We start from the raw sequence: 18,247 nt of genomic DNA on the forward strand, positions 1-18,247 counted from the left end.
CCATTAATAAAAATATTACATTTTTGGCGGTATTAATAACCACTCATAAAAAATGTAATATAACCAGATATATGGGTAGAGAGGGTTCAGTACCAGTCAGGGGTAAATAAAAAAACGCAGACCCTGAGTTCGCCTTGGAGGCCCTGAGAAGCCTTTTCAGTACGGGTTCGGATCTGCGCGTATCTTAAATAAGTTAAATGCGAGCGCAAAAATACACTTTTACCTCAAATTATGTACTATTTTTCCAAAGCAGGAAACAGTGCAAACCATTCGGGCCGGGAGCGGATCAGCAGCGCTATTGCCCATATAAGCAATGCCATACCCAATGCGCCCCATGCTTTTTTATTCCGCCATTTCCATCCAAATAATGTAGGTATCTCCCAATATTTTATCAACACAAAAGCAAGTAATCCGCCAAAGCCGGTCCATGCTACCAGCTGCATACCCATTTGTGAACCCGTCAACACCAGTACTATGGCAAAGCCCAGGGTAATCAGCTGCATCCAGATAAAATTTTTGATGCCGCAGCCGGTCACGTCTTCGATGGAGAGTACCAGCAACATCGCCATCAGCCAGATACTCAGTACCAGCAATGCTTCGGGCAATATCACCGGCAACAACAGCAGCACGCCCCATGCAATTGCGGTGATCACTACGTAAGCGCCTATACGCTCATCTTTACTCCTCATATTACTTCCCGGAAACGGGAATAAAACGCGCACCAGCACGTCTTCCATTCTCCGCAATGGTGGCAATGTGAAGATGCCGATCATGAAAGGCACCATCACTTCATAACGATACCAGTTGTCGGGAGTTTTTGTGGTGATCCGGATGATTACGAGAGATGTGAAAAGCGCGGGTACCGACACCTGTACAAATACCTTCCAGGGCGATTCCCGGTAATCCCTGAAACTATCTTTTATCACCTGCGCATACTCGTTAATCAGGTATCTTCGTGTAAGGATAGCCGTTAGTTGTGTCCAGATAAAGCATATTCCCAAATGCAGCACAACAGTTCGTATCACCTGCTCTCCTATCAGCGGCCCCCAATAAATCCCTGCTGCGCCGAGGCATAGCATCTCCCAGGTGAGCGCCCGCGGCGAAAACAGCCACCGCACATACCGCACCAGCCACCTGAACAGATCAGGCAGGTATTTGCCCAGCAGCTGTACAATAGCATAAGCCGCTACCAGTCCGGCCAGTCCCAGCAGCAGCCTGGAGGCCGTAAATACGCCCCTCAGCGCCTGCAGGCGCGATGGCTGCTGTACCGAATACACCAGCTCTGTGCTGTGCAGCAACTCCTTCGCCATCAGCCAGCCCCGCTCTTTACCTATTGCCCCCAGCGCGGCGGCATGGCTTACCCAGAAACTATCTGCTGTAGCATCGCCCGCCCAGGTTTTCAGGGTACCGTATTGATACAATAATGTTTTCTGTTGGGAAGAAAGGGAATCAAGGGCCCGGGCCAGCGATGCGTCCGAATCTGCGGCGGAGACACCCTTCCCGAGGATTAACATAAACAATAAAACAGCAAGTGTACGCATAACCTGCCAAAAATAAGATATCCCGGCCAGTTGCCGGGATATCAGTAAGCATTTTTTATTTTTAGTGACCGGCGCCCAGCCAGCTGTCCGGCACCGGCTGCAGCATTCCGCCGTCTACGCTATATTCCAGCTTCAGGGTATATCCACCGCCGCCTTCTACAAACGCCAGCCGCACGGGATGCCAGCCTTTCTCCAGCGCCACCTGTCCGCTTTTCTGCACCGGCGCGTGCCAGCCATCATTATTCACTACTTCCTGATCATCTATATATAAGATACCTCCATCATCTACGGTCATATAAAAACTATAGATACCGGTAGCAGGTACGTTAATATACCCGTACAGCTGCGCCCCGAAAGCATTTCCACCTTTACCCATTCCTTCCGGTATGATGAAGTTATTCACCCGTAAGGAGCTGTCGGGCGTCTGTTTTATTTTCGCTGCACTTCTGTAGGATCCTGCAAAATAATCCAGCTTCAGCCCTGGTCTTGCATCCTTTACCACGGTTGGCTGATGATAGTTTTCCTTGCGGTAACGCAGGGAGTAAATATCGCCCCTGTTTCCGGCCGGACTAAACGCCGCCAGCTTAATGGTTTGCGGTGTGCTGATCGTATAGGTGTCAGGCAACAACGCGGAGTGCTGATCCGGGATACTGCCGTCGGTCGTATATCGTATGGTCATGCCCGTTAGTGGCTTCCTCACGGAAAGCACGCCTTTATCAGTGAATACGTTATCTTCTGTAAAGCCCACCAGATCAGGCAGCCGGTAATGTACACCCAACCTATCCAGCCTGGCGTAATGTTCGTTTAGCCGTTGCAGGTAGCTATCGTAATCACTGCGGTTCAACCATAATACTTCTGCCAGTGCGGTCATCCGGGGCATGAACATATAATCGGCCCGTTTTTCGGAAGGAATCCATTCTGTCCAGATATTAGCCTGCGCACCCATGATGTGTTTGGCTTCTTCTGCGGTTAACCCTTTAGGTATGGGTTGAAAATGATAAACGTTATAAATGGAATTACGGTCCGGGATACCATCGAAATAGAGTGGATTACCCGGCGTCATGATTACCTGGTTACCATGATGGGCGGCCTTCACCGGGGCATCGGGTACCCAGGAGCGCCAGTACATTAACACGGCGGTAGAACTGATTCCTCCCTCCAGGATTTCATCCCAGCCAATCAGTTCCTTCCCTTTAGAGTGAAAGAATTTTTCCATGCGCTTCACAAAATAACTCTGCAGCTCTTCCACACTATTCAGCTGGTTGGCTTTCATCACTTCTTTGCAGGCATCGGATGCTGCCCAGGATGTTTTCTCTACTTCATCCGCACCGAGGTGAATGTATTTGGAGGGAAACAATGCGGCGATTTCTGAAAACACATCTTCCGCGAAAGTAAAAGTGGATTCGTTACAAGGGCAAATCGGTGTTGAAAACGTTTTCCCCCAACCGTTTTTACCACTGCATGTCAGGAAAGGATAAGCCCTGATAGCAGCCATCATATGGCCTGGCATATCTATCTCCGGAATAATTTCCACATGACGGGCAGCGGCATACCGGATCAGGTCTTTCATTTGTGCCTGTGTATAGAAACCTCCGTACAGCTCTTTGCCATCTTTCTTAATAATATGTTTGGTATCAATCGCCATATCAGGATTCTCCGCAGCTTTCTTCATACATATCGAGTCCTGGTCGTTGAATGTTCTCCAGGCTCCCTGTGCAGTCAGCAGCGGATACTTTTTGATTTCTATACGCCAGCCCTGATCGTCGGTCAGGTGAAGATGAAGCTTGTTCATCTTGTATAGCGCCAGCAGATCGATGAATTTTTTGAGATAGTCCAGCGAAAAGAAATGCCGCGCTACATCGAGGTGCATACCGCGCCAGCTGTACACGGGATGATCCTGTATGCTAACAGCTGGTACTGCTACCCGCTGATGCTTACTTCCCTGCGCCTGCTCTATATCCGCCGGCATCAGCTGCCGCAGGGTTTCTATTGCCCGGAAAAAACCTGTTGCTGTTCTGGCTGTCATGATGAGCTGCTGCTCACTGATGTCCAGCGTATAGTCTTCTTCTCCGGCAAGTGCCGGATCCTGCTTCATCACAATAGTGCCTTTTACCGGTTTGGCCGCTGTTTTCAACTGTTTCCCCAGCGCTTCCCTCATCAGGGCCTGTAGTTGTGTGGTCTCGGTAATGTAGGCAGATGGATTTGCAGGCAGTACCAATCCGGTAGCGGGTGTGATGACAAATTCCCCCGTCCGGGCCAGTAGCTGCTGTGGATAAGGGATCAGCGGGTATCTTGGCGACTGTGCCAATGTTCCCTGCAGCAGCAGGCATAGTACGCCTGCCAACCAGAAATGTTTCGTCATAAGTTGTATCTGTTAAAGCATGATTCCAGAGAGCAAACGTAATAAGATTTGCTGCTGAAACCTGATGTGATCTTCGCTAATACTGCGGCTAAATTGTGCTAATCCCTGTATTCATCTATCTTCAGTAACCTGAAAAACGTTTCTTCCGATAATTCAGTTACCTGCCCGGGCCCGAGTGTTCCCAGTTGCAGATCTTCAATAGCGGTACGTATCAATCGCTGGCAGCGGTGCTTCACCGCTCCTGTCATTTTCCGCACCTGGTGATATTTCCCTTCCGTAAGCGTAATCTCCAGCCAGGTATGCGGCGCCCGCTCGGGCCAGATCCGCGGATCGTCGGGCTCCATATCCACCGCAGGCGCTGGTACAATCGCCACCCGTTGCGGTATCGCCAGATGATCGGTGGTAGCGGTTACCGGTATAGTCACGCCTGTTCTCAGGCGTTCGAGCGTGGCATCAGTCACCGCTCCTTTTACTCTCACGTGATAGCTCCGCTCATGTGGCTTTACTCCCTGAAATAAAAGCCGTGTTACTTTTTTATTCGTAGTGAGTATCAGCAGGCCTTCGGAATGACTGTCCAGCCGCCCCACCGCATGCGTCCCCTCCGGAAAATCGAAGTCCAGATCACCCAACAACCTTACCCTTACATCGCTCACAAATTGTGATACCATGTTATACGGCTTGTTAATAATGAAATACCTGTGCATGCCTGTCTATATAAGTAATATATCAATTCTGTAAGCCTGTACCAGCTGTTGCCGGTGTGACCAGGAAAACACGGTAAAATAGCCATCCTGTGAGGCTACGAGTGCATATGAATCGGGTTGGTCGTGTACAAACTGGGCGGCAGACAGGTGCCGGGTACCTCCCAGCGCAGAAGGATGCAGCAACATGGGCTCTCCGCCTTCCACGGGCTCTGTCAGCAATACTTTATCGATCGGACGGGCATCCCGGGCGCGTGTAATCTTCGCACCAAAGGCCAGCAGTTCCTGCCGGTCGTTCACAATGGTAGCACCGTCAACCGCGGTAAGACCGGTTATATTCTCCACTTCCCTTCTCAGGGCATTCTGCCAGAAGATCTCCGTAACGCTTTTACCGTCATATTGCAGCAAATCTGCTACCCCTGAAAAGGCCGGCGATATAGGATATTGCAGCGGATGTATGATCGATTCCCGCCAGGCATCGCTGCCGGAGGGCGTTACCAACAGTATCCCACCCCGTTTATGTGCCCTCATGGATACCGCAATCTGGATCAGTACATTCACATTGTTATTCCATAAACAGGTAGGAGTAAGTCCCAGCAGGGATTTGAGGATAGGCGGGCTATCCGGCAGCAGTCCGCTGTTTTCATTGACTACTTTCACCTGGTCTCCTCTCAGCATGGCCACATTGGTGAATTTGCCGAGGCCTGCGGCCCTGCGGTGTTTCACCACCAGCAATCCGGGTTCTGATACATCCAGTACAAAACACAAGTTAGGCAGCTTAATGGTGGTACCCCATACATAGAGGTGATCGTCCTCTGCACCGGGCCACACGCCTACATGAATCCCTGCCCGTTCCACGCCGGGTCCCAGTTTGGTAAGCAGCTGCGGCGTGAGTAATATGGGTTCCTCAAACAGCAAAGGCTTGCCTGCATGCGATGGCGGCAGAAAAGCCAGCGATATGCGGATCGGGTTGCCTTCTTCTTTACGCAAACTGGCCCAGAATGCCACGTCTATCATCTTTTCCACCTGACGCGCAGTGGGTACCACGGCCAGATCATCTTCGCCATTCTCCTGCGCAGCCGAAAGATGCTTCCGGAAATGCGCTTCTATTCTGTCAGACACCTTGGCGGCTGCCTGATATGTTGCTTCATTAACTATTTCCATAACCAGTCAAAAATAAGAAAAAAGGAGCTAGTGATTAGCGGCTGATAACCGGTACGCTACCATCAGCTGCTAAAATACCACCATGTCTGGTGAATTTAGCGCTAAACTGGTGTTACATAATACTTTAACTTGCTGTTGTTGCAACCACGTATGGAAACAAGTGCCTACAATGAAAGAATACTTTTATTGCGCCTCGCCGAAGGCAATGACGACGTATTCGCTGACCTCTTCCACCATTACCGCCATCGTATATACAGCATAGCACTCCGCCTGCTGGGTGAACCCGCTCAGGCAGAGGATGTTGTACAGGATGTATTTATGAAGATGTGGCAGAAACGTGATGCCCTTCATGAAATCAGTCATTTTAAAGCATATCTCTTTACTGTTACACGGAATCATATTTTCGCCTCCCTGAAACTACTGGCCCGGGAACAACTGATGGAATCCGAGCTTTCTGTAGCCATGGCTGCCCCGCAGCGGGAAACACCCATGATCAACAAGGAATATGAACAGATATTGGAACACGCTATCGCCCAACTGCCGCCGCAACAAGGCCTGATATACCGGCTCAGTAAGGAGGAAGGGCTGAAAAGAAATGAAATCGCGGAGCGGTTGCAATTATCGCCCGAAACAATTAAGGCCCACCTGGCCCATGCTATGCGCTCTATCCGCGCTTTCTGCCTGGCCCGGATGGACCTTAACACCTTCCTTATATTAATATGGATCTATTGCTAAAATTTTTTTCCGGGTGCATTAACCCTTTTTTGAGTTTTTTCTCTCTCTTATATTAAGCAACCAATATCAAATTATCTGACCATGGCAGTATCCCGTTTCAGGTACTTGTTTAATCGCTATTACACCGGGCTGTGCACCCCGGAAGAAAAACAGGAATTTCTGCTCATGGTGGAACAACCGGCATACGATGAGGAGCTCAAACTGCTGCTCGATGATTTGTTGCTGAATGCCGACAACAACGACCGCATGCCCGATGATACAGCGGATGCCATGCTGCAGCAGATCATGCAGTCTGCTGCTCCGGACCTACGCGTACGGCGGCTTTTCCCATGGAAGAAGGCAGTCATTGCAGCATGCGTATTAGTGGTAGCTGGTATCGCAGGTTACAAACTGCTGACTCGTCAGCAGCGCCACGCCGCCACGATAGCTGCTCAGCACATGCCGCGGCATAAAGATGAACATGCCCGGCTGGTACTGGACAACGGCGATGTAATAGATCTGGAGCAGGATACGCTTGCCACAGTGAACGTGCAAAGCGGTGTATCCGCCAGCAGAAACGGGAATCAGCTCGTTTACAGCAACCAGGCGGTTACGCCTACTATGAATACCGTTTACACCACAAAAGGAGGCACCTACCGCGTGATACTCCCCGATGGTAGCATTGCGTGGCTGAACGCCGCCTCGTCGATCCGCTTTCCTACTGCTTTTACAGACAGTATCCGGGAAGTGAATATCCAGGGAGAAGTATACTTCGATGTAGCCGCTAAAGCCGGCCAGCCGTTTTATGTAAAAGCCGCCGCCATGAAAGTGGCGGTGCTCGGAACGCGCTTTAATATTATGGCCTACGAAGAAGAAAACAACATCTGTACCTCTCTGCTGGAAGGAGCTGTAAATATTATCAGCGGCTACGCTGTAAAACATATGCAGCCAGGGCAACAGGCGCTGGTAAACCGGCAGCACGATGGTATCAGCATCAGCAACGCAGACGTGGAATCGGCCGTAGCCTGGAAGGATGGCCGGTTCGAATTCAACGGCAATATTAAAAGCATTATGCGGGAACTCGCCCGCTGGTATGATGTACAGGTGGTATTCGAAGGAGAGATTACCAATAAATCGTTCGGTGGTTCATTTTCCCGGCAAGACAAACTAGCAGATATCTTAGAAAAACTCGAATTAACAGGAAGTATTCATTTCAAACTAACAAACAACATCATTACCGTAAGTCCATAGTCAACCGTAATCTTTTGTTATGAAAAAACGTATAGTCAACCAAAATCGATTTAGTAGCTAAAAGCTGGCTACTGGCTGTTTAGCGGCTTCTTAAATCCGGTCTGTGAATGATATGCTTATGGCGACAGGTACGTCCTGGCCATGCTATGTCATCGCTTTCCGCATCCATCAAAATTCAAACATTCCTCTACAATGATGCAAACTATCCACAATCCACGCCCCGGTGGGTGTCGTGTTCTTTCCGATCCGAAACTGATACGCTGTATGAAATTCATTTTCGTACTGCTGTTGTCGACCGTTCTGCAGGCATCGGCAGCCAGCTATGCGCAACAGGTGACGTTACATGTTAAATCTGTATCGCTGCTGGAAGTGTTTAAAAGCATCCGCCAGCAAACCGGATACGTGTTCGTATTCGATGTACAGATGATAGACAATGCACGGCCTGTTAGCTGTTCAATGGATGCTGTTCCTATAGAAAAGGCCCTGGAAGAGGTTTTTAGAGATCAACCCCTGGCCTGGTCCATCGTCAGTAAAACAATTATTATTAAAAAGAAGTCGGGCAGTCCTGTCAGGACTGAAGCGGCGCCGGAACGCGTTAAGATCAAAGGGCAGGTAACGGAAAGCAACGGCAATCCGATGGTGGGCGTGACGGTAGTCAATAAGAACCGCTCCGCCAATGCGCAAACAGACGACCTCGGCATTTTCACGATCGAGGCTAATATCGGCGACAGCCTGCTCTTCACCATGATAGGCATGCTGCCGCAAACCGTTGCCGTAAAGAGTGAAAAGCTGATTAAAATAGTGATGCAACCGAAAGTATCTGATGTGGGAGAAGTAGTGGTGGTAGCCTATGGTACACAGAAGAAAACCAGCATGGTGAGTGCAGTAACCAGCATTAATCCCAAAGAGCTGAAAGGCCCTACCAGCAACCTCACCACCATGCTTGCAGGCCGCCTGTCGGGCGTTATCTCCTACCAGCGCAGCGGAGAGCCCGGTCAGGATAACGCCAGTTTCTTTATCCGCGGTATCACTACTTTCGGCACCGGGAAAGTGGATCCGCTGATACTCATCGATGGGATGGAATCCAGTACGAACGACCTGGCCCGTTTGCAACCCGATGATATTGCCGGTTTCTCCATCCTGAAAGATGCCACTGCGTCCTCGCTGTATGGCGCCAGAGGTGCTAACGGCGTGGTGTTGGTGAGCACCAAATCAGGCGTTGAAGCCAAAACATCGTTGAATGTACGCTACGAAAACTCCCTCTCCAGCAATACCCGCAACTTCAAATTCGCGGATAATATCACCTACATGAAACTGGCGAATGAAGCCATCCTTACCCGTCACCCGCTGACGGATGTGCAATATTCCCAGTCGAAGATCGATCACACTGCCGCCGGCGACGACCCGCTACTGTATCCCAACAACAACTGGATCAAGCAGCTGATCAAAGATTATACAGTGAACCGGAGAACGAACTTTAATCTCAAAGGAGGCGGAAAAGTAGCACAGTTCTACATTTCCGGCACTTACAATATAGATAACGGTGTGCTGAACGTAGATCACCGCAATAACTTCAACAGCAACATCAAACTAAAAAATTACAACCTGCGGTCTAATGTCAATATCAATCTAACTCCTACCACACAGGTTGTTGTACGCACTTACGGCCAGTTCGATGATTATAATGGTCCGGTTGGCGGCGGTGCTGCCCTGTTCAACCAGTCTGTGTGGGCCAACCCGGTGATGTTCCCGGCAGTATATCCTGCCAGCTACGCTCCGGAACTCAAGCATCCATTGTTTGGTAACGCCGTAAAGCCCGGCTCCCCCAGCGATCCCGGCAATGGCTCCAATCTTTACAACAACCCATATGCGAACTCCGTTTCCGGCTACCAGCAGTACAATACCTCTACCCTGCTGGTACAACTGGAATTGAAACAGGATCTGAAATTCCTGCTGCCCGGCCTCAGCGCCCGGGCCATGGGTTATACCGACCGTTACGCCTACTTCGATGTAACGAGGCAGTATACGCCCTATTTCTACACCATGAAATACGATCAGTACACCAAAACACCTGCGCTCACCTCGCTCAACACCAATGGAACGGAGTATCTGAACTACTCGCCGGGCGACAAGCGCCTGAATACTACCGCTTATATGGAAGCAGCAGTTAACTACAACCAGCAATTCAATAAGGTACACAACGTATCCGGTATGCTCATCGGCCTGGTGCGCAACTATCTTACTGCCAACGCCGGTACGTTGCAAACGTCGCTGCCCCACCGTAACATGGGCGTGTCGGGCAGGTTCACGTACGACTACGATAACCGCTACCTCGCTGAACTGAACTTCGGCTATAACGGGTCCGAACGTTTTGCCAGCAGTCACCGCTTTGGTTTCTTTCCTTCCGCCGGAATCGCCTGGAACCTGCAGAATGAAAAGTTCTTTAAACCGCTCACACGTACGATCGACAAACTCAAGCTGCGCGCCACTTATGGCCTCGTAGGGAACGATCAGATCGGAAATGAGAACGACCGCTTTTTCTACCTCTCCGATGTGAATATGAACGACGCCGGCAAAGGAGCTACTTTCGGAGAAAGGAAAAGCTACTCCAGACCAGGCGTATCCGTAAACCGCTACGAAAACCGTGAAATCACCTGGGAAAAATCCTACAAGACCAACCTCGGTATGGAGCTGGGTTTATTCCACGCCATGAACATCCAGCTGGATCTTTACCGGGAACACCGCACTAACATCCTGATGACGCGCAGTACGATCCCTGCTACGATGGGCCTCAACTCTCCTATCCAGGCTAACGTGGGCGAGGCATCCGGACAAGGGGTGGATCTCGCTGTCGACTATACGAAAAGTTTCCGCAACAGTGCATTCGTACAATTCCGCGGCAACTTCACCTATGCCACCAGCAAGCTGCTGGTGAATGAAGAACCGAAATACCCCGAGCCCTACCGCTCCAGGGTAGGCCAGCCACTGTCGCAGGTATTCGGCTACATCGCTGAACGGCTTTTCGTGGACGATCAGGAAGTAGCTAACTCCGCTTACCAGAACTGGGGCCAGCCGGTATTGGGCGGCGATATCAAATATCACGATGTGAACGGCGACGGTAAGATCTCCGAGGCCGACATGGTGCCGATTGGATTGCCCACCACGCCTGAAATTACCTATGGCTTTGGTTTTTCCTTCGGTTACAAACAACTGGATCTGAGCTTCTTTTTCCAGGGCTCCGCACGTTCTTCTTTCTGGATAGAGCCCTACCTGGTTTCCCCGTTTGTATTGAATGGAGGCGGCCAGCACGGCCTGTTACAGGCGATCGCCAACGATCACTGGAGCGAAAGCAACCGGAATTTATATGCCTTCTGGCCCCGGTTGAGCGATCAGTTCAACTGGAACAATCTTCAGAAATCCACGTGGTGGATGCGCAGCGGCGACTTCCTCCGGCTGAAATCTGTGGAGCTGGGGTATACCTTCCCGAAAAGCCTGCTGAACAGGGCGCACATCACCAACGCCCGCATCTATGCCAATACGCTCAACCTCTTTGTGCTGAGCAAATTCAAGACCTGGGATCCTGAAATGGGAGGTAACGGTCTCGGCTACCCGGTGCAACGCGTCATCAACCTCGGTCTGAATATCGGCCTTTAATTCACGTATAATAATGTCAGATATGAAAATACAATACGCCATCACTTATAGCACCGTTGCCCGGTGGGCCTTTTGTCTGCTGCTGCTTTTACCGGCGCCCGCCTGTAAAAAGTTCCTGGATGTGATCCCGGATAACGTGGCTACCATCGATAATGCTTTCACCATGCGTGCGGAAGCGGAGAAATATCTTTTCACCTGCTATTCCTATTTGCCCACCAGCAGCGATCTATCTACCAATCCGGCACTGCTGGCCGGCGACGAGTTCTGGATGGTAGAGCCCTACAGCACCAATGACGCGCCCTGGCAGATCGCCCGGGGATTTCAGAATGCCAATACGGTGCAGCTGTCGAAATGGACCGATTATTTTAAAGCACTGCGCGATTGTAACATCTTCCTGGATAATATAAATAAAGTAGTAGACCTCCGGCAGGCAGAAAGAAGCCGCTGGATCGCGGAAGTAAAATTCCTCAAAGCTTATTACCACTGGCTGCTGGTTCGTATGTACGGGCCTGTTCCTATCATCGACCACAACCTGCCCATCGCCAGTTCCGCTGAAGCCACCAAGGTAACCAGGCTGCCGGTAGATACTGTTTTCAGTTATATCTCCAACCTGATAGACACCGCTGTGGTGGACCTTCCGGATATCATCGCCGACCGCTCTACGGAACTCGGGCGTATGACCAAATCCATTGCATTGTCTATCAAGGCAAGGGTGCTCGTTACTGCCGCCAGCCCGCTGTTCAACGGCAATACGGATTATATGGGTTTCAATAGTCCGGATGGTAAACCTTTCTTCAACAACGCCTATGATGCCGGGAAATGGACAAAAGCCGCAGACGCCTGCAAGGCTGCCGTTACTTCCTGCGAAAGAGTGGGCATGGTATTGTATAGCTTCAATCAGCTGGGGGTAACGTTGTCGGATACACTGACCCGGCAAATGTCGATCCGCAACGCCACCTGTGAAGAATGGAATCCGGAAATCATCTGGGACAATCCCAACAGCACCACGCACGAAATACAGCGCCAAGCCCTGCCCCGCCTGGATCCGTCGAGGATCAGCAACGAATCGGTGCTGGGCAGCCTGGCGCCCACCATGAAAATCGCCGAATTGTTTTATACCGACAAAGGCATACCTATCACCGAAGACCTTACCTGGGACTATAACAACCGCTTCAGGCTGAGAACCGCTACCCATGACGAAGGCGAGTTGATACAGGAAGGCTACACTACCGCTTCGCTGCATTTTAACAGGGAGCCCCGCTTCTACGCGGATCTGGCATTCGACGGTGCGGTGTGGATGATGCAGAAAAAAACTTTCCATATCGAATCCAAAGCCGGTCAATGGCAAACCAGGAAAAACATCTACGATAACAATGTCACCGGTTACTTCGCGAAGAAGCTGGTGAACTGGAAAGATGAGATCCTCGAAGGACAGGGTGTGTACATAGAAGCGCACTCCTGGCCGGAAATGCGCCTGGCCGATTTGTACCTGCTCTATGCAGAAGCGCTCAACGAACAGGGCGGACCGCAGCCGGATGCTTTCAAATATATCGATAAAGTAAGGGCCAGAGCAGGCTTGCAGGGCGTACAGGCATCCTGGGGCAGCTACTCCCGCCAACCTACCAAATTCGCTACCAAAGAAGGTTTCCGCCAGATCATACAACAGGAACGACTCATTGAACTGGCCATGGAAGGTTCCCGCTTCTGGGATCTCCGCCGCTGGAAAAGGTGTATGGAAGAACTGAACAAACCCGTTACCGGATGGGATGTGGATCAGTCGGATCCGACCTTCTATTATCGTATCAGAACATTATACCGCCAAAGCTTCCAGACGCGCAATTACTTCTGGCCGCTGGATAGCTGGGAACTGCTCAACAATCCTAAGCTGCTCCAGAACTTCGGCTGGTAACCATCTTCCTGACATTTAATTATCATACGTATGAAAATTCATCATCTTCTTATAGGTTTACTACTGGCTGCCGGCTGTACCAAAGAAACACATCAACCCGTTGACGGCGCAGGCAATAAACCGGGGGTAGTGTCCAATGTAGCCGTCACCAATATGGCCGGTTCTGCAAAGATTACCTACAGTCTTCCCGATAATAAAGACATCCTTTACGTAAAAGCCATGTATAAGCTCAATACAGGCGAACAACGGGAGATCAGGTCATCTTACTACAACAATTTCCTCATCGTGGATGGCTTTGGCGACACCACCACACACGAGATCAACCTCTATGTGGTTAGTCGCGGTGAAGTAGCATCCGATCCTGTTGAGACCAGCGTTAAACCGCTGTCGCCACCGATGATAAAAGTGCGGCAGTCGCTGACGCTGAAGCCCGATTTTGGCGGTATCAACATCTCCTTCCTCAATGAAGATAAAGCCGATGTAGCCATTGTAATGCTGGCGGCCGATTCCACCGGCGCCCTTAACCAGGCAGATGTGCATTATACCAAGCTGGCTTCAGGCAACTATTCTGTGAGGGGATTCTCTGCGCAGAAAAGAAAGTTTGCGCTGTATGTACGGGATCGCTGGGGCAACCAGTCGGATACCATTCAACAGGATATGACACCTTATTTTGAAAAGTTGCTCGACAAGAACAAATTTAAGGAGGTGAAATTACCGGGAGATGTGGACTATGGCTGGGGCCTGCCCATTCCCAATCTGTGGAATGGCACCCTCTGGCACTCGGCAGATAAGCTCGACGGCATGCCGATGTGGATCACATTCGACCTCGGCGTAACGGCGAGGCTCAGTCGTATTGCACTCTGGCAGCGCCCGAACGAATGGATATACCTGCAGAACAACCTACGGCAGTTTGAAATCTGGGGATCCGTTAACCCCGCTTCAGACGGTAGCTGGGGTAGCTGGACGAAGCTGCTGGAACACACCGTGATCAAGCCTTCCGGCCTGCCGGTAGGACAAACCACCCAGGACGATAAAGATGCGGCGGCCGCAGGCGAGCAGATGACCGTACCACTGGATGCACCTAAAGTACGGTACATCCGGGTGAAGGTTATCCGTACCTGGACCGATGGTGGCTATGCTGCCAATATCCAGGAAATGAAATTCTGGGGAAACGATCAGTAATCATCATCTAAAAAAATCTTATGCGCATTACCAGCCTGATACTATACGCTCTCCTGCTCGTTGCTGTGATCAGCAGTTGCCGCCGGCAGGACGATTATAAAAAATACATAAAAAACGGCGAGGTGCTCTACACCGGCAAGGCCGATTCCCTGCAGGTGCATTCCGGCCGCAACCGGGTACAACTCACCTGGCTGCTGATTGCCGATCCTAAAGTGAGCCGCTCCATGATTTATTGGAATAACCACCGGGATTCCGCTGCCATCAATATCAAACGGACCTCCGGTGTAGACACGATCCGTTTCTTCGTCAACAACCTGGAGGAACGCGCTTATACTTTTGAGGTATATAATTTTGATAAAGATGGTAACATATCCGTTAAATCAGAAGCCAATGGATTTGTGTATGGTAGTTTTTATGAAGATGCCCTGCTGTCGAGAGCTTTCAGTAAAGCAGAAATGAAAAACGGGAATGCTGAAATCTCCTGGGTAAATATCGATACTACGGGCGGAATGATTGGTATGGAATTGCAGTATACCTCCTCCGACAATGTATTGCACGACACCATCGTTCCTGCTCATCCGAAAGACCAGGTAACGGTACTGGCCAATTACCTTTCGATGAGCACCTTCAGCTACCGCTCCCTGTATATGCCCGATCCTGCTGCTGTGGACACTTTTTACACCAAATTTGAAACAAAGAATGTAAAGGAAGATATTACGGCGAAGTATATACTAAATCCCGGTGCGCCTTTCGACCTGGACAGCCAGCAACCGTTTGGTGGCAGGTTTGGCCAGGTAAAAAGCTGGAATTATAACAGTGAAGCACAACGCAACGGCACCTACGACAACATCGGCGGCCAGGGCCGGCTTACCCTGTGGATCTGGGATAATGGCACCATCACCAATGGTAAGATCTATCAGACCTTTACGCTCCCTGCCGGCGAGTATCGCTTCGAAGCCGACATTTCCAACATCGACAATACGCTGGAGAATACCTACCTCGTTGTGGCAGCCGGCAACAATCTGCCCGATGTAGACCAGGTAGGCACGGCCCTCGGATCAGCACGGCTTCGCGACAATAATACCAAATACGTATCGGCAGGTTTCAGTCTTACTGCGCCCACTACGGTTACCGTAGGCTTGTTAGGAACGTATACCTCGCCTGCCGAGCAAACCGTAAGGGTGAATAAGGTGGTATTGATCAGAGATAAGTAGCAAACCTTTTCTCCTGCCATTTGTTCTTTTGATAAAAACGCTCATGAAGCCCGACATCAAAGTTAAAGTAACACCTGATGGCCCTTATGAAGTAAGTGGCGAAGTGCCGGTACGGATGGAAACAATCGGCACCAACGCAGATAAGGAGTCGGTGGAATGGATAAGCGGCAAAACCTTCACGCCGGAGGGAAATCCCTTTTACCTCTGCAGGTGCGGGCATTCCCGGCACAAGCCATTCTGCGACAACACTCACCGGCAGATCCGGTTCGACGGTACTGAAACGGCCGGACATGCGGAATATGTATCGGAGGCCGATCTTCTGGAGGGTCCCACCATGTTACTGACGGATGTACAGCACCTTTGTGCGTTTGCCCGGTTCTGCGACCCTAACGGGCAGGTATGGAGTACGGTAAACGACACCGACGATCCGGCTGCAAGGGAACAATTTGTTAAACAGGTAGGGCAATGCCCCTCGGGCCGGTTGGTGGCCTGGAATAAAGCCACCCAAACGCCGGTGGAACCCCACATGAAGCCCGCCATCGGTATTATAGAAGACCCGGCCAAAAAGGTGAGCGGCCCGATCTGGCTACAGGGTGGCATCGAAGTAACTGATGCCAATGGTGTAACCTATGAAATACGTAACCGGGTTACATTATGTCGCTGCGGCGCATCTGCCAATAAGCCTTTCTGCGATGGATCCCATGCGGCGATAAAGTTCAGGGACGAGATTGAGTAGAAGAGAACAATGGAGAATTGGGAATGAAGAATGAAGATAATGCAGCAGAGATAGTAAACGCGAAATTTAAATTCGCGTTTACTATCTTCGCTTTTATTCATAATTCCACATTCTTAACGCTTAATTCATATGAGGCTCCTCTTATCCTTTTTTACACTCCTCCTTGTCAACGCTTTACACGCACAAACCCGCAGCCTGTTTAATTTCCGCAACCTCGACGGATGGCATATTGATGTGCCGGACATGGACAAGGATCCCAAAGTTAAAACTCCGTTTATTCTCCGGGATGGCGTATTTGTGAGCCTGGCTAATCCGCAGGGCCATATTATAACTGACGCCAGCTATGAGAATTTCCGGCTGGAAGTACAGTACCGTTTCCCGGGTAAGCCTGGTAACTGCGGCGTACTGGTGTTTGCCTCCACCCCGAGGGTATTATATGGCATGTTTCCGAAATCGATAGAAGTACAGATGCAAAGCGGCGATGCCGGCGATTTCTGGTGTATTGGTGAAGACATTACCGTACCTGATATGGAAAAACGCCGCGGCCCCAAAAGCGAATGGGGCAGCGTAGATGGTAAAAAACGCCGCATCCTGAACCTCACCGACGGATCAGAAAAACCGCTGGGGCAATGGAACACCATGATTATCGAATGCGTTGGCAATGCCATCAAGGTATGGGTGAATGGAGACCTGGTGAATTACGGTACCCACGCCACTGCGCACAAAGGACAGATTGCCCTGCAGGCGGAAGGTGCTGAAGTGGAATTCCGGAAAGTGGATCTCACACCCATTAAGGCTTTTCATTAATGCTCTTCTCGGCTTTGGCCTTCTCCTGCTGCGCTTTTTTCTCCCGTTTAGCCTGTTTTTTGAAATAGCCGCGGAAAAGGAAATTGTGCCGTACGGCCATCATATTAGTATCCAGCTTGCCGGTGCTGGCTTCGAGGTTGTAAATCGTTTCTTTAAAGGCATCGGCCAGCAGGGTATCCTGGAGTAACATGCCAATCGGCGACTGGGCATCGTTCAGCCTGTTCTTAACTTCGGTGCTGGCATGCTTCAGTTCTTCCACTGTATGATTGGCGTTGGTAGCTACTGCCTGCATCTCGGTAACGGCTGCACGAAGTTTAGAAAATACAAGCGTGTCTGTCACCAGTTCGTTGGAAAGCACGCCTTTGTTTTGCAGCTTCGAAGCATAGGCCGATAAAGCGCCGGTTAGCTTACGGGTGTTATTCACTGCATCATCTAAACCGGCAATAGTGGTGTTCAGATTATTGTACATGGTATCGTTCGTCAGCAGCTTACCCAGGGTGCCCTTGCCTTCCACCAGGCCTTTGGTAAGCACTTTGAGGTTACTGGTAATCTCTACCAGGCTTTTATTATTGACCTGCAGGGTGTTCATAATTTCTTCGGTACTCAACCCGCTTCCTACTGTCAGCTGATCGCCATTCTCTATCACCGGCAGTTCCGGTGATCCGCCGGAGAGCATGATAAGCTTGTTGCCCATCAGTCCATCCGAACTAATACGGGCTGTTACATCCTTATGAAGGTATTGCTGTGCATCCTGGTCTATGCTCATCAACACCAGTATCTGGTTGGTACTCAGAAAACTGATCTTCTTTACAGTACCTATCTTTACGCCGGAATACAGGATATTGCGGCCAGCCGACAACCCATTCACATCCTTGAATACCGCTTTCACGGTAATTGACTTGTTAAACAGCTTCTGTTGCTTTCCCAATGTCATTACTGCTACTATGAAAATGGCGAGTCCGACTACCACAAAGATGCCAACAATAACAGCGCTTTTTTTATCTGATGCCAT

13 protein-coding genes are annotated in these 18,247 nt (G+C 50.3%); 8 read left to right on the forward strand and 5 right to left on the reverse strand.

Going from position 1 to position 18,247, the window contains the following annotated elements:
• Positions 1-236: 236 nt before the first annotated feature.
• From UNH61_RS15260 to UNH61_RS15275, 4 genes are all read right to left on the reverse strand, one after another.
• A complete protein-coding gene (locus UNH61_RS15260) occupies positions 237-1,541 on the reverse strand; it encodes a hypothetical protein (protein WP_326992820.1) in 1,305 nt (434 codons plus the stop codon).
• A gap of 61 nt (positions 1,542-1,602) precedes the next feature.
• Complete coding sequence (locus tag UNH61_RS15265; protein WP_326992821.1) at positions 1,603-3,903, reverse strand: family 20 glycosylhydrolase; 2,301 nt, start codon at positions 3,901-3,903, stop codon at positions 1,603-1,605.
• A gap of 98 nt (positions 3,904-4,001) precedes the next feature.
• Positions 4,002-4,607 carry a pseudouridine synthase gene (locus UNH61_RS15270; RefSeq protein WP_326992822.1) on the reverse strand — a complete coding sequence of 202 codons (606 nt, stop codon included), beginning with the start codon at positions 4,605-4,607 and terminating at the stop codon, positions 4,002-4,004.
• A gap of 6 nt (positions 4,608-4,613) precedes the next feature.
• On the reverse strand, positions 4,614-5,768 hold the full coding sequence (locus UNH61_RS15275; RefSeq protein WP_326992823.1) for a putative sensor domain DACNV-containing protein: 1,155 nt from the start codon (positions 5,766-5,768) through the stop codon (positions 4,614-4,616).
• A 138-nt stretch (positions 5,769-5,906) separates the two neighbouring features.
• On the opposite strand from UNH61_RS15275, the gene UNH61_RS15280 reads away from it, so the two are divergent.
• From UNH61_RS15280 to UNH61_RS15315, 8 genes are all read left to right on the forward strand, one after another.
• Entirely contained in the window at positions 5,907-6,503 is a 597-nt protein-coding gene (locus UNH61_RS15280) for an RNA polymerase sigma-70 factor (protein WP_326992824.1), read from the forward strand.
• 81 nt (positions 6,504-6,584) lie between these two features.
• Positions 6,585-7,733, forward strand: a complete 1,149-nt coding sequence (locus UNH61_RS15285; protein ID WP_326992825.1) for a FecR domain-containing protein — start codon at positions 6,585-6,587, stop codon at positions 7,731-7,733.
• Between the two features lie 264 nt (positions 7,734-7,997).
• Positions 7,998-11,387, forward strand: coding sequence for a TonB-dependent receptor (locus UNH61_RS15290; RefSeq protein WP_326992826.1), 3,390 nt, complete (start codon positions 7,998-8,000; stop codon positions 11,385-11,387).
• 22 nt (positions 11,388-11,409) lie between these two features.
• Positions 11,410-13,296 carry a RagB/SusD family nutrient uptake outer membrane protein gene (locus UNH61_RS15295; RefSeq protein ID WP_326992827.1) on the forward strand — a complete coding sequence of 629 codons (1,887 nt, stop codon included), beginning with the start codon at positions 11,410-11,412 and terminating at the stop codon, positions 13,294-13,296.
• Positions 13,297-13,326: 30 nt separating this feature from the next.
• Complete coding sequence (locus tag UNH61_RS15300; protein ID WP_326992828.1) at positions 13,327-14,478, forward strand: DUF5000 domain-containing lipoprotein; 1,152 nt, start codon at positions 13,327-13,329, stop codon at positions 14,476-14,478.
• Positions 14,479-14,498: 20 nt separating this feature from the next.
• Complete coding sequence (locus UNH61_RS15305) at positions 14,499-15,692, forward strand: DUF4998 domain-containing protein (RefSeq protein WP_326992829.1); 1,194 nt, start codon at positions 14,499-14,501, stop codon at positions 15,690-15,692.
• Positions 15,693-15,735: 43 nt separating this feature from the next.
• Positions 15,736-16,428, forward strand: coding sequence for a CDGSH iron-sulfur domain-containing protein (locus UNH61_RS15310; RefSeq protein ID WP_326992830.1), 693 nt, complete (start codon positions 15,736-15,738; stop codon positions 16,426-16,428).
• A gap of 129 nt (positions 16,429-16,557) precedes the next feature.
• Positions 16,558-17,235 (forward strand): DUF1080 domain-containing protein, encoded by a 678-nt coding sequence (locus UNH61_RS15315; protein WP_326992831.1) that lies wholly within the window; start codon positions 16,558-16,560, stop codon positions 17,233-17,235.
• On the opposite strand, the gene UNH61_RS15320 is transcribed toward UNH61_RS15315, so the two are convergent.
• The gene (locus UNH61_RS15320; protein ID WP_326992832.1) at positions 17,219-18,247 is read right to left on the reverse strand and encodes an MlaD family protein; all 1,029 of its coding nucleotides are present in this window, start codon (positions 18,245-18,247) and stop codon (positions 17,219-17,221) included. The genes UNH61_RS15315 and UNH61_RS15320 overlap by 17 nt on opposite strands.

The sequence above is a fragment of the Chitinophaga sp. 180180018-3 genome, assembly GCF_037893185.1.
Taxonomy (GTDB): domain Bacteria; phylum Bacteroidota; class Bacteroidia; order Chitinophagales; family Chitinophagaceae; genus Chitinophaga.

What these genes read in the sequence shown, in the direction of transcription:
- UNH61_RS15260 (WP_326992820.1), bottom strand. Translation starts at nt 1,541, where the DNA reads ATGCGTACACTTGCTGTTTTATTGTTTATGTTAATCCTCGGGAAGGGT.
- UNH61_RS15265 (WP_326992821.1), bottom strand. Translation starts at nt 3,903, where the DNA reads ATGACGAAACATTTCTGGTTGGCAGGCGTACTATGCCTGCTGCTGCAG.
- UNH61_RS15270 (WP_326992822.1), bottom strand. Translation starts at nt 4,607, where the DNA reads ATGCACAGGTATTTCATTATTAACAAGCCGTATAACATGGTATCACAA.
- UNH61_RS15275 (WP_326992823.1), bottom strand. Translation starts at nt 5,768, where the DNA reads ATGGAAATAGTTAATGAAGCAACATATCAGGCAGCCGCCAAGGTGTCT.
- UNH61_RS15285 (WP_326992825.1), top strand. Translation starts at nt 6,585, where the DNA reads ATGGCAGTATCCCGTTTCAGGTACTTGTTTAATCGCTATTACACCGGG.
- UNH61_RS15290 (WP_326992826.1), top strand. Translation starts at nt 7,998, where the DNA reads ATGAAATTCATTTTCGTACTGCTGTTGTCGACCGTTCTGCAGGCATCG.
- UNH61_RS15295 (WP_326992827.1), top strand. Translation starts at nt 11,410, where the DNA reads ATGAAAATACAATACGCCATCACTTATAGCACCGTTGCCCGGTGGGCC.
- UNH61_RS15300 (WP_326992828.1), top strand. Translation starts at nt 13,327, where the DNA reads ATGAAAATTCATCATCTTCTTATAGGTTTACTACTGGCTGCCGGCTGT.
- UNH61_RS15305 (WP_326992829.1), top strand. Translation starts at nt 14,499, where the DNA reads ATGCGCATTACCAGCCTGATACTATACGCTCTCCTGCTCGTTGCTGTG.
- UNH61_RS15310 (WP_326992830.1), top strand. Translation starts at nt 15,736, where the DNA reads ATGAAGCCCGACATCAAAGTTAAAGTAACACCTGATGGCCCTTATGAA.
- UNH61_RS15315 (WP_326992831.1), top strand. Translation starts at nt 16,558, where the DNA reads ATGAGGCTCCTCTTATCCTTTTTTACACTCCTCCTTGTCAACGCTTTA.
- UNH61_RS15320 (WP_326992832.1), bottom strand. Translation starts at nt 18,247, where the DNA reads ATGGCATCAGATAAAAAAAGCGCTGTTATTGTTGGCATCTTTGTGGTA.